The organism is Cupriavidus basilensis (genome assembly GCF_000832305.1).
In the GTDB taxonomy this organism is placed as follows: domain Bacteria; phylum Pseudomonadota; class Gammaproteobacteria; order Burkholderiales; family Burkholderiaceae; genus Cupriavidus; species Cupriavidus basilensis_F.
Map to the genome: position 1 here is coordinate 28,572 of NZ_CP010536.1, position 11,009 is coordinate 39,580.

Annotated in this window: 12 protein-coding genes; 10 read left to right on the forward strand and 2 right to left on the reverse strand. The window is 60.6% G+C overall.

All coding sequences use genetic code 11. The annotated features are described in order from the left end of the window. The first annotated feature begins 235 nt into the window (after positions 1 to 235). From RR42_RS00075 to RR42_RS00100, 5 genes are all read left to right on the forward strand, one after another. Positions 236 to 934, forward strand: a complete 699-nt coding sequence (locus RR42_RS00075) for a hypothetical protein (protein WP_043342624.1) — start codon at positions 236 to 238, stop codon at positions 932 to 934. Between the two features lie 848 nt (positions 935 to 1,782). Then, the gene (locus RR42_RS00085; RefSeq protein WP_052494382.1) at positions 1,783 to 2,076 is read left to right on the forward strand and encodes a DUF1484 family protein; all 294 of its coding nucleotides are present in this window, start codon (positions 1,783 to 1,785) and stop codon (positions 2,074 to 2,076) included. Between the two features lie 178 nt (positions 2,077 to 2,254). Then, positions 2,255 to 2,605, forward strand: coding sequence for a DUF1484 family protein (locus tag RR42_RS00090; RefSeq protein ID WP_043342628.1), 351 nt, complete (start codon positions 2,255 to 2,257; stop codon positions 2,603 to 2,605). A 206-nt stretch (positions 2,606 to 2,811) separates the two neighbouring features. Continuing rightward, entirely contained in the window at positions 2,812 to 3,762 is a 951-nt protein-coding gene (locus tag RR42_RS38170) for a M35 family metallo-endopeptidase (protein ID WP_052494383.1), read from the forward strand. Next, positions 3,755 to 4,189, forward strand: coding sequence for a hypothetical protein (locus RR42_RS00100; RefSeq protein ID WP_043342631.1), 435 nt, complete (start codon positions 3,755 to 3,757; stop codon positions 4,187 to 4,189). The genes RR42_RS38170 and RR42_RS00100 overlap by 8 nt, the downstream gene beginning before the upstream one ends. Positions 4,190 to 4,290: 101 nt before the next feature. On the opposite strand, the gene RR42_RS00105 is transcribed toward RR42_RS00100, so the two are convergent. Further along, positions 4,291 to 4,632: a hypothetical protein gene (locus RR42_RS00105; RefSeq protein ID WP_043342634.1), complete on the reverse strand. Its 342-nt coding sequence runs from the start codon at positions 4,630 to 4,632 to the stop codon at positions 4,291 to 4,293. 237 nt (positions 4,633 to 4,869) lie between these two features. Here RR42_RS00105 and RR42_RS00110 point away from each other — a divergent pair, with 237 nt between their 5' ends. The 5 genes from RR42_RS00110 to RR42_RS40350 all read left to right on the forward strand — a co-directional run bounded on the left by RR42_RS00110 (position 4,870) and on the right by RR42_RS40350 (position 8,168). Then, positions 4,870 to 5,085, forward strand: coding sequence for a hypothetical protein (locus tag RR42_RS00110; protein ID WP_043342637.1), 216 nt, complete (start codon positions 4,870 to 4,872; stop codon positions 5,083 to 5,085). A gap of 161 nt (positions 5,086 to 5,246) precedes the next feature. Then, positions 5,247 to 6,332 carry a type IV toxin-antitoxin system AbiEi family antitoxin gene (locus tag RR42_RS00115; RefSeq protein ID WP_052494384.1) on the forward strand — a complete coding sequence of 362 codons (1,086 nt, stop codon included), beginning with the start codon at positions 5,247 to 5,249 and terminating at the stop codon, positions 6,330 to 6,332. 4 nt (positions 6,333 to 6,336) lie between these two features. Next, positions 6,337 to 7,260, forward strand: a complete 924-nt coding sequence (locus RR42_RS00120) for a hypothetical protein (RefSeq protein ID WP_043342642.1) — start codon at positions 6,337 to 6,339, stop codon at positions 7,258 to 7,260. Positions 7,261 to 7,535: 275 nt separating this feature from the next. After that, positions 7,536 to 7,859, forward strand: coding sequence for a hypothetical protein (locus RR42_RS00125; RefSeq protein ID WP_043342644.1), 324 nt, complete (start codon positions 7,536 to 7,538; stop codon positions 7,857 to 7,859). 162 nt (positions 7,860 to 8,021) lie between these two features. Beyond that, complete coding sequence (locus RR42_RS40350; protein ID WP_158408255.1) at positions 8,022 to 8,168, forward strand: hypothetical protein; 147 nt, start codon at positions 8,022 to 8,024, stop codon at positions 8,166 to 8,168. Between the two features lie 202 nt (positions 8,169 to 8,370). Here RR42_RS40350 and RR42_RS00130 read toward each other — a convergent pair whose 3' ends face one another. Beyond that, a complete protein-coding gene (locus RR42_RS00130; RefSeq protein WP_043342645.1) occupies positions 8,371 to 10,677 on the reverse strand; it encodes a putative bifunctional diguanylate cyclase/phosphodiesterase in 2,307 nt (768 codons plus the stop codon). Between the last annotated feature and the right edge of the window lie 332 nt (positions 10,678 to 11,009).

Sequence of the window (11,009 nt, forward strand, 5' to 3'; positions counted from 1 at the left end):
TTAGGGTGAGCCCATGACGCAATGTCCGCATTGCAATTCCTTGCGCATGGTAAGTCGACCAATGACGCCCTCAGATACCGTGCTTTGCGTCCCGAACATCATGCCATGCATGACGCTTGCATCCTCAGAATGGGCCGTTTGACCGGTGTGGATGCAAGGAGAATTCGAGACCCAGACGCGCTTCCGTGATGCTACTGTTACGGCATTAGATGACTACTGATGATGAGCAATCAAGATGATTGATCCAAGCGATGCCTTGCGCGATGAAAATGACATAGTGCATCCCGATCCTCGCAATGCCTTCTTTGGACTTGTCGATAGCGCTGGTCAGGTTAGGCCGCAGGAATTGAGTGACCATCTTGAGACCATCCAACCGTACGTGCTGGAGAGTGCCGTACCCGAATCGGTCAGGCTTCACTTTGAGACTGCCAAGAACCTCTACGCCTACGCGTGGTTCGTCTATCGCTTTCACGCGGTGGCCGAGCAACAGGCGTTGAGTTCCCTAGAATTTGCACTTCGGAGCCGCCTTGAATCAAAAAGCGACAGTCCAATAGCGCGAAGAAGTAAAAAATCTACAGGCCTGAGCGATCGGTTGAGAGAGGCCCAGCGGCTCGGTCTAATCGCCAACAGTAGGCTGCGAATCGGGGATCAGTTGGCCCGCGAACGGGCTCGAGCGCGTTTTGAGTTTGACCAAATACAAAAAATGTCCAAGCTCGGAATCACCACCATAACGATCGACCCCGCCACAGTACGGCCCACTGAGGAGGATTTGAGGTACGACTGGATCAGTGCATTTATCGATTGCCTACCTAAGATTCGCAACGAGTATGCGCATGGTTCCACGATGCTACATCCAACGGTACTACGAACTTTCGATATCGTATGCGACCTTATCAATCAGCTTTTCTCGTCTTCCGGTGCCGACGTGCAATGATAGGTTAGGCAATCCTGAGGATCAGCGAGACGGTGTGTAGTGGTCCAGTTTGACTTGGTATTTCAGCAGCCTGTTAAGAGTTATGAAAAGCGTTGCTGAGGTATTTTGGGGAATAAAATGACTGAAATGAAAGTAAATGTGGCATAGAAATGGTTACCCCATCCAATGCACAGTGTCCCCGCGGCAGCCGTACTTACGGCTGCCGCGGGGACACTGTGCCGCCTATTACTCTTCCGATTTCCTGACCTTCTCCTGGTCCCGCGCAATCCGATCCCGAATCGGCGATGTATGCCCATGCTCCTCGTCCGTCTTCCCAGTGACGAGCCAGTACGCATACTGAGGCCACACCGCCCCAATAGCCTCCACCATCTCCTGGGTCACGCGCTGCTGATTGCGGCACGTGTTCTTCCAGCTATCGGATTTCACCCCGGTTAGCTCCTCCATGCGCTTGAAGCGCCGGTGCCCGCCTGCAACGAAATCTATCAATTCTTCTACCCGATCGCGCATTTCAATTGGGCTATTTAAGCTTTACTAGGTAAATTTAGCCTCGTTCGATGACCCGAACGGAGGTGTGAGCTGGCAGCGTGCGAGCAGTGGCCCTCTGCCGCGCGCGCCGGTGTTGGCTTAACTACTCGCGACACCTCGGCGTGGGCCAACCTATTCGCGCCGCACGACAACGAACGCACTTGCGACCTCTCTTTTGAGGGGGGGGCGTATGCGCTCGCGCCGAGAATTATCAGCCGCATTATGGACCATGCGAAGGGGCTTCTGCGCCCTACGGATCTGCGCTGTACCGCGAGGGCGCTTCGCAGAGCATCTCGACTGACATCTCAAACGAGGAGAAGCCTTTGACCGCCCGCCAACGCCACCCCCGCAGTGCCGCCGAAGCACGAGAGGCAGCCACCGAAGCCAAGCTGATCGCTGAGCCCCTCGCCCGGGCAGGCGAAACCACCCCAACCCACGAAACCATCCACCAATCCTGCCACGACCTCCTGCGCGTCAGCGCAGGCCTGGAATCCCTCCTGCTCCTGCTGGAGCTACAGGCCGACGAGCAAGCCGCCAACAACGGCTTGCATGCCCTGCTGGCGCCGCTAAAGCAGCAGCTGGACCAGGCAGTGAACCGCGTGCAAGCGCTGTACTAAGCCACACCCGTTGCCCACACCTGCACCGCGGCCCGCACTGCCACAGGCGGTGGGGAGTCACACGCCTATCGAGGCAAGCACCCGCCGAACACCTCGTGCCAAGACGATGGCCGCCAACGCCGCACATCCACATGCCGATGCCCGAGATCGCCCCTCGATCACAAAACAGGAGCCACCCATGACCGCCCGCCAACGTCGCCCGCGCACCGCTGCCGAAGCACGGGAAGCCGCCCTGGAAGCCAGGCCGATCGCCGCCCCCTTGCTGCCGAGCAACGATCCCGGTCCGAGCCACGAGGCTACCCACCAAGGCTGCCACGAACTGCTGCGCATCCGCGCGCATCTGGAATCTGTCATCTCGCTGCTGAACCTGCACGCGGGCGATAGCCGGCTGCATGTCTTGCTGATGCCGCTAAGGCAGCAGCTGGATCAGGCATTGGGCCGGTGCGGGCGCTGTACCCGGGCCTGCGGGGCTCGTTCGCGATCCGCGCCCGCGTTGCAGGTTGCCAATGATGCGGGGCGGATCGAGTAGCCGGGAAGCCGAGCGAAGACCGCCGCCGCTTTGCGCAGCATCCGGATGAGAATCCGCCTGCCAACTTCATGGCGCATTCCCGTTCACTAAGGGAATTTTCTTCGCGTTTTTGCAGAAACTTCCCAAAGCCGATCACGCGATCCGTGGGCACATTGGCAGGGTGTCCGACCACTTTGCGTGTCGGCGAGCTGACAGTGGAGCAATACATGCACGATATGCGAGAAGCCCTGAAACATCGCGACAAGACCGGCACAGGCGGGGTGCTGATTTCCACGGTGACCGGCGTTACGCATCACGGTGTCGCCGTCGCGGCGGAGGGCGACCACGCTACCTGTCCAGCTTGCAAGGTGGGTGGCCCGGTGATGAACGACGCCTATCCGCAGTTCACGCTCATGGACGGGCGCCAGATTCTGGTGCGGGGCGCCAGGGTGATGTGCCAATGCGCGGACAAGCCACTGGTCATTCCGTCACAGCGGGATTTCATCATTCAGGTGAACCCGGGAGGCCGCATCCAGCCTTCGGCTGCGCCAGGCACTTACGCACCCAGCGCCGCTGAGAAGCTGTCTGCCGTGCCAAGCCGCTTCGTGGATGATCCGGAGCGGATCTGTGCGAGCATGAGCAACGCGGAGTTTGGCAGCCTCGTTCTCAGGCTCCGCGACGTGGCTGTACTGCGCTGCGGCAAGCGGTTGGTGGAGCTTCGACGGTGGGGCCATGCGGATCGGGCGCGAGTCGAGACGTGGTTTGGCGTATCCGATGAAAGGGTCCGCCAACGCCTGCTTGAGGGAATTCCCCGTATCGAGTCGATCCTCCGGAGTCTGACCGCCGACAACTTTGTTCGATACTCCGACGAGACGATGGAGTACATCGGTTGCACGCCTAAAACTCGCAACAATCCGGAACTCGCGGCTGCCGTTTGCGCTCCCGATACGAAGACGCACACCATCGCCATTGCACTGAAATTCTGCGGCTTATCGCCCTACTCCGACAGCGTGGACTCGCAGTTACTAACGCTTGTCCATGAGGTTTCCCACTTCCAGGATGCGATGGCGACCGAGGATCCTTTCTATCCGCTATTCAGAGCAAAGCGGGAGGCCGCGGCAAAGAATCCCAGGTGTATTGAGAATGCAGATAACGTGGCCGCCTATGTCATTGTCTAAGTACATCCGCAGCGTTGCTGCAGCGGCTGCAATCCTTGCGCAGCCCGCGCTGGCGTGCAGCTTCGACATTTCCTTCAACAGCAATTTCGAGCCCGGTGCGGATCGCCTGCCGGCTTCGGAAGTTCGCAGATTGGCGGAGTGGATGATCGACGACCCGGCAGCCTTTGAGAACAAGAAGGAGTTTCACATTCTCGTCTACGAGGCCCCCACCGTTGGTGTCAGCAATGCGCTCGCACGCAAGCGCGTATCTCACCTGGCGCATTGGCTGACGACCTTTGGTGTGCCGGTGAGCATGATTTCCATGGAGATCCCCCGCTACAAGCCTGGCAAGTCGGCGGAGCCACCGAACTTTGCGCATATCAATTTCATGCCGGGGTGCCCGCACCCTTGCTGTCCAGGCCCGGAACCGACCTCGCAGATTCGGTAGGCGTGCGCCGGATGACGTCTGCCTGTCCGGCAGCCTGTTGTCAAACGGCGGGCTGCGGCAAAGAACCCGCAGTGCATCGAGAATGCTGATGGCGTGGCTGCCTAAGGTTTGGCGCGCATGTTCTTCATCTGCCCTTTTTCCCCGCACCTGTCGATGTGAACCTGCCTCAGTTTCGCTGGCGATATCTGCGGCATGTCGTATGCAATGTTGGTCGCCTCGGTGGCCGTGGAGAGAAAGATCGGGTCGCCCTCGCCGACCTGGCTCAGTTGCTTCAGAACATCTTGCCTGGGCACGCCCGTATCGCGCTGTTGAGCGGCCATGAAAAGAAGGTCGGCTACGCACTGGCAGACCGACATCCTTTGCGCCTTGCTGACGTCGCCTTGGCTCGCTGGCGTTTGCGCATAGGCTGCGGCAGCGGCAAACAGGGCAACGGCCGCAATCATTGCGGCTCGTACCGCTTGGTGATGCATATTGTTTTGCCCCCTCTTCTGTTGAGGTGGTCTGGGTCTGTCACGCTGGCTCGGCGCTTCTGAACATTATTCCCTTGTGCGGGAGGCGATCTGTGTGGCGCCGAACCTTCGGCGTCGCTTTCTACGCTCAAGCCCCATGCAAGGCTGGGTTATTCGATTCCGCCAGGCAGGACCTGGCTTTGCAGCGCACGTTGCGACGGCGCGTGCCATGTGGTCACGGGCGAGAAAACCTGGATCTCCAGCAGCGCCCTCGACAATGTCGATCACCACCAGCTCGACGCAAGCTGGCGCCGCGTGGCCGCCGAGCCAGGCAAGGCCGGCCTGCTGCGCGCACGCGTGCCGGCAGCCGGCTATCCATGCCGAAAAATACCGAAGCGCCGGGAGTTCGATGGGGAAACGAATGCCTGTGAGCAGGTCTGTGCGTGAAGCACCGGGCGCCCTGCGTGCCGCAATCGGCCCGAGGGGCTATTGAAAAAGTGCAGCTAAAAACATATTTAGCTATTTTTCATGGTTAGCTGTACAGCAAAACAATAAATAATAGCTAAACTAGGTGCGAGCCAAACCATTTTGCTGCACAGCAAATTCACATGAATTCCGATTTCACCGAGTCGTTGATAGCGCGGTTTGTCGAAGCGTTCGAAGGCGCCACCGAAAAACGGCTGTCTGGGCAACGGTGCACAGAAGTACCGTTTCAGGCCCATGGGCGCCCTGGTCGGCTGGACCTGCTCGTGAGTGTGGAGGGTGCTGACCTTCGGCTCGCTGCCGAGATCCTGCGGGTAGGCTACCCGCGCGACATCCGGAATGCCGTGTGGCGGCTGGAGGAGTATCGACTGTCCCAGGAAGACGCGAGCAACACCGCCCTTTTCGTGATTGCCGAGCAACTTAGCGCGGGGGCGCGGGAGATCTTGCGCGAGCGCAACATCGGCTACTTCGACGCCAGTGGAAGTTTGTACCTTAAGCACAAGGACTGGTTGATCAACATCGATCGCCTGGCGAAACCAGGTGCGCCCCGGCGCGCAGAATCGCTCTTCACTGGCGCGAGGGAGCAGGTCATCCATGCCCTGCTCCATTCCCATCAGAAATGGCTGACCGGGCTTGAGATTGCCAGCCTCGCCGAAACCTCCGCCTACACGGTGTCGCTCACCTTGCAAGAATTGGAACGCCGGGAGTTGCTGGAGTCTAAAGGCAGTGGGCGAACGCTACGCCGGCGACTTGCACAGCCAGGTGTGCTGCTTGACTTGTGGGCCGACGCCTGGCGTGTTCGCAAGGAACATAAAACACGCTGGTTCGCATACACCCACAACCCGAAGGCGATGCTTCTGGCTATCACCGACAAGCTGGAACGCGAGGCGCTGAGGGGCTGGGCATTCACCAGCACCGCTGCGGCGAATGCTGTGTCACCGCTGCTTACGCACGTGGAGAGCGCCGAGATCATTGTTCCGCCTGGCAGCGCGCCCGACTACGCAAAGGCTCTGGGGTTGCAGGAGGTGGAGAAGGGCTCGAATGTCACCCTTATCGAGCGCAGTGGTGCGAGTTCCTTATTCACAGGAGAACACTCGGATGCTCCCTCGCACATGGCCAGCGCGTTCATCGTGTACCTGGACTTGTTGGACGGCCGCGGCCGCAACAAGGAACTTGCTTCGCAACTTCGCTCGGACATCCTGAAAATCTGACCTCATGGCCTTCTCCAAACCGGCAAGCGCCGACGGTTACAACGCAGAACACACCCTCGCTTGCGAACGGGCATTGATCACCCTGCTCCGTGGGTTTGGCACCCTCAAGCCGACCTTGCGTCTGGTTGGCGGTCTTGTTCCGCGCTACCTCACGCCAGAGCAGCCGCCGGATGTGCCGGCTCACGCAGGCACCTCTGATGTAGACATTGTTCTGAACTTGCAGGTGCTTGCCGCTGGCGATGCATACAGAGACTTGGCCAGGCAGTTGAAGGATTGGGGGTTTGCGAGGTATGTGAACGCCAATGGCAAGCCCAGTAGCTGGCGCTGGCAGCGGCAGGTATCCGCGCACGAGTATGTGATGATCGAATTCCTGCGGGATACAAGCGAAGAATTGCCTGGTGGGAAGGTGGGTACTGTCGACGGTGAGGGCATCTCGGCGCTTGCCATCAATCATATCGGGATCGTCCATGATTGGTTTGCTCAACGAGAGATCACTGCTGAATTGCTTGACGGCGGCGGGGTCGCGACGGAGACGGTGCGCTACGCCGATGTGACGGCGTTCCTTGTCCTGAAAGCGCTGGCGTTTGATGATCGCGCAGAGAACAAGGATGCTGCGGATCTTGTGCACGTCATGCGCTACGCGGGTGACCTCGAATGGGTCGCGGAGCAATTCAGGTCGCGACGCGGCGAGGGCAAGCACGCAAACGCTGTGGATAGCGCTCTCGACGCATTGCGCCTGCGCTTCTGTGGCGCAGACGGCGTCGAGGGGCATTTGCGGGACGGCCCGGTAGCATGCGCGCGATTCATGTACGGCTCGGATGAGGATCTTTCCGAGACGCGCATTCTGGAGCAACGCCAGATATCAGGCATGGTCACGGAATTCCTGCGGCTTATTGAAGGCGGGCGCGATAGCGCTTCGCAAGCGTAGCGATCGGCAGCAAGATCTCCGCCGGCAAAGACGAATCGCCCGAAGTTTCCATGGCCATCGTATTCGGACCGGACAAACGTTGTCCAGTTGTGCGCCCGCACGCTGATCGAGCCCAGCCTATGCCGGCTACGGCATAAGCTGTAAACTCGGCGCGGCTTCGATCCCGAAGCCTGCCTGCGGGATGTGCCGGGCCGGATTGGTTGGCAACGGCGCACACAAACACGCTGACCTTGAAAACACGGGTTGGCGTGCCCAGCGCTGACAAAGGAAATGCAATGCCACGATCTACGTCCGACCCGGTCACCACGGGCCGTGCTCTGCTTGGCGTCGGATCGCTTCTGATCTTGATGGTGGGGGTGCTGCTCCTGGTGCTGCGGATCGCACAGCAGAACTACATGATGGCCCTTGGCGTGGTCTGGGTGGCCAACGGCCTGACCATGATCCTGCATGCGCTGTACTGGTGGCGCTATGGCTTGTCCAGGCGCTGGAAGGTGGCGGTGGTCCTCCAGGGCTTGCTGACGATCGCGCCGCTGCTGCTCGGAGAGCACGGGCTGATCTTGATCTTCTTCATGCTGGGCGGGGCGCTGCGCTTCTGGTAGCACCAGCTTTTACCGAGACGTCAGAATGGGTATCGAATACAAGATCGTCGTTGACCTGCCGTCAGAAGACATCGCCGAGAAAATTCTCGATCGTGCGGGCGGCGGGGCAGGCACGAAGGGGCTTCCGGCTTCGAGTTCCGGTCGTCGGGGAATTCGGGAAGAATGCCCGATGCCATTGCCAGCGTGGCGCCCTATGGATTCTATTTTTGCGGCTTCTCGGGTATCGATGGCCTGAGCGCTGAAGTGCTTGGCTTCATCGTTGGCGCCGCCGCCGCATACGGAAAGGTACTTGTGGAGGATCTTGAGTAACGCCGCTGCCGGGGCCGAATCCAGTGGCCTCGTGGCTTCCTGTCTGGTTGCGAGCGGCAGGTGTATTGATCCGTTAGAAAGTTCGGTGCTTCGGACTTTGTGTGAGTACGGCATGCGGTAGCGAGTGGCCAGCAGCAATACGCTGGTTTGCTCCCCTCTTCCATGAAATGGGAGAGGGGAGCTACGGTACGCCGGATTTGCCCTACTTTGCCTCCGCCGCCGAGCCAAGCTCGCCTAGCCGGCGCGCAAATTCCACAGGCTCCACGGGCCGGCAGAATAGAAAGCCCTGCTGTCTCTCGCAGCCAAGGGAGCGTAGATAGGCTGCCTGTTCCGGGGTTTCCACGCCCTCCGCCGTTACGCTCATGCCGAGCGAGTGGGCCATCGCGACGACAGCGCGGGTAATCGCGGTGGAATCGCGATTGTCTGGAAGCCCGGCGACGAATGATCGATCGATCTTGAGGTTGTGAAGCGGGAAACGCTTCAGATAGGATAGCGACGAGTATCCCGTGCCGAAGTCATCGACGGAAATCCTCACGCCGGTACGGGTCAGCGATGTCAGCGCCGGCATCACCGTTTCGCTATCCATCATCAACAGCCCCTCTGTGATTTCCAGTTCCAGCGCACCGGGCTCGAGCCCGGTGCGCTGGAGGCAGCCCTGGACCATCTGCACCAACCCCGCGTTGATCTGGCGCGGGGACAGGTTCACGGCCATCGAAAGATCCGGTGCGATGGTTCGCCGCCATTCGGCTGCCTGCGCGCACGCTCGCTCCAGCACCCATTGGCCGATGGCTACGATCATGCCTGTCTCTTCCGCGACCGGAATGAACTCGTCCGGCGAGACGTGGCCGAGTTCGGCGCTGTGCCATCGCAGGAGGGCTTCCGCGCTAACCGCGCTTGCGCTCTGGCCGTCCACGATGGGTTGGTAGACGACACTGAGCTCGCCCGCGGTCAGCGCGCGCCGCAACGATTGCTCCACGGCAAAGCGGCGTTGCATGCGTAAGTTGAGCGGCGCCGTAAAGAACTGGAAGCTGTTGCGCCCCAGTTGCTTGGCGTAGTACATGGCGGAATCCGCATTGCGCAGCAGCGTTGCGGCGTCACGGCCGTCCTCCGGAAACAGGCTGATGCCAATCGAGGCACCAAGGAAATAGGCGTTCTCGCCGACCGTGAACGGCAATGCAATGGACTCGAGAAGCTGCGTGGCCAGCGCGGCGATCTCTTCGGTGTTGCGATAGCCGCGTATCACGATCACGAATTCGTCGCCGCCCACGCGTGCGAGCGTGTCGTCCTCTCGTACACATCCGCTCAGCCGCCGGGCGACGCTGCGCAACAGGGCGTCGCCAGTTTCATGCCCGGCCGAGTCGTTGACCAGCTTGAATCCGTCCAGGTCGACGTAGACGATGGCAACGCGCGGCGGGTCCTGTCCGTCTTCGTGGCCGGGCGCGAGTATGTCGGTCATCCGGTCGGCAAGATAGCCGCGATTGAACAGTCCCGTCAGGGAGTCTCGCGTCGCGAGATACTTCAGGCGCTGTGTGGCGTCGCGTACCGGCCCGATATCCACGAAGGAGACCAGCAGGGAACCCGGTGTTGTCTCGCCCGGCTTGATGATCGGGACCACATTCTCGCTGACCCAGAGGATCTCGCCATGGATCAGTTCATGCCCGATCACCTGGCCGAGAACCGGTTGCCCCGTTGCTATCACGCGGGACGTTGGCCGGTCCGCGAGTGCGATCGGGGATCCGTCGTCATGAAAGGATCGCGCGACGTTGCCGTAGATATTGCTGCCGACCAGCGACGTCGCCGAGCGGAACATGCGCTGCGCACTTGGGTTGCATGCCAGCACGATACCGCTTGGCGTTAGCACGAGGATGCCTTCGCTCAGGAGATCGACAACGAAGCGATGATGTTCTTCGCTGTGCGCAAGGCGTTGCGCAATCGCATCCTGATGCACGGCAAGGCCCACGCTCTGCCCGATGTTGCGCAGGATCGTCTCTTCCTTGGCGGTTGGTTGCCGCGGGACGCGGTAATAGACCGCAAACGCCCCGAGCACCTTGCCTGCATCGTCCAGGAACGGGATCGACCAGCAGGCGCGCAGCCCGATCGGCAACGCAAGCTGCCGATAGTCGTCCCACAAGGGATCCGTCGCGATATCTTCCACCACCACCATGCGCCGCTCGAACATGGCCGTGCCGCATGAACCGGCGCCGGGGCCGATCTGGAGTCCGTCAATCGCCGCGCTGAACGCGTCCGGCAACGAAGGCGCCGCGCCGAATTTCGTGTGCGTGCCATCGCCATCGAGCAGGAGGATGGAACATGACGGCCCTTCGCCAAACATCGCCTCGGCGCGGCGGCACACCTCGGCGAGCAGCGCGGGGAGCGGCATATTGCGCGTGATCAGCCGCAATACCGTTTGCTCGAATGCCAGCATCTCGTCGGCCAGGTCGGAGGGAGGGCGACTGGTGGATAGCGCTGCGGCATTGCCGGAAGCGGCTGGCGCTGGGCTTTCTTTCATTGCTGCGCTCCCTGGTTGAGGCTGGCGGGTGGCAACATTCTACGAACATTGGCGCGTTCTTGCGACCAAAATCCTCCGCAACCGGGTTGGGGGCAACGGTGACGATATCGGCCGGTTTTCCGCGAGGCCGGAGGCCGCGTTTGCGGTGCGGGTTGGTGGCCAGCCTGGGTTGGCGTAGCTCGCCACACTCCGTTCGATGCAATCACACCGCCCAATTGTCGCGCAGCGCATTGCTGCTGCCTCGGTGAGGCAGCTGTCATCGGCCCGCGCGCCCCGCCCTCCCAACGTAGGGTGAAGCCTCGTTGCCGGGCCGCCGTTATAGACGCACACCT

What these genes read in the sequence shown, in the direction of transcription:
- RR42_RS00075 (WP_043342624.1), top strand. Translation starts at nt 236, where the DNA reads ATGATTGATCCAAGCGATGCCTTGCGCGATGAAAATGACATAGTGCAT.
- RR42_RS00090 (WP_043342628.1), top strand. Translation starts at nt 2,255, where the DNA reads ATGACCGCCCGCCAACGTCGCCCGCGCACCGCTGCCGAAGCACGGGAA.
- RR42_RS38170 (WP_052494383.1), top strand. Translation starts at nt 2,812, where the DNA reads ATGCACGATATGCGAGAAGCCCTGAAACATCGCGACAAGACCGGCACA.
- RR42_RS00105 (WP_043342634.1), bottom strand. Translation starts at nt 4,632, where the DNA reads ATGATTGCGGCCGTTGCCCTGTTTGCCGCTGCCGCAGCCTATGCGCAA.
- RR42_RS00115 (WP_052494384.1), top strand. Translation starts at nt 5,247, where the DNA reads ATGAATTCCGATTTCACCGAGTCGTTGATAGCGCGGTTTGTCGAAGCG.
- RR42_RS00120 (WP_043342642.1), top strand. Translation starts at nt 6,337, where the DNA reads ATGGCCTTCTCCAAACCGGCAAGCGCCGACGGTTACAACGCAGAACAC.
- RR42_RS00125 (WP_043342644.1), top strand. Translation starts at nt 7,536, where the DNA reads ATGCCACGATCTACGTCCGACCCGGTCACCACGGGCCGTGCTCTGCTT.
- RR42_RS40350 (WP_158408255.1), top strand. Translation starts at nt 8,022, where the DNA reads ATGCCCGATGCCATTGCCAGCGTGGCGCCCTATGGATTCTATTTTTGC.
- RR42_RS00130 (WP_043342645.1), bottom strand. Translation starts at nt 10,677, where the DNA reads ATGAAAGAAAGCCCAGCGCCAGCCGCTTCCGGCAATGCCGCAGCGCTA.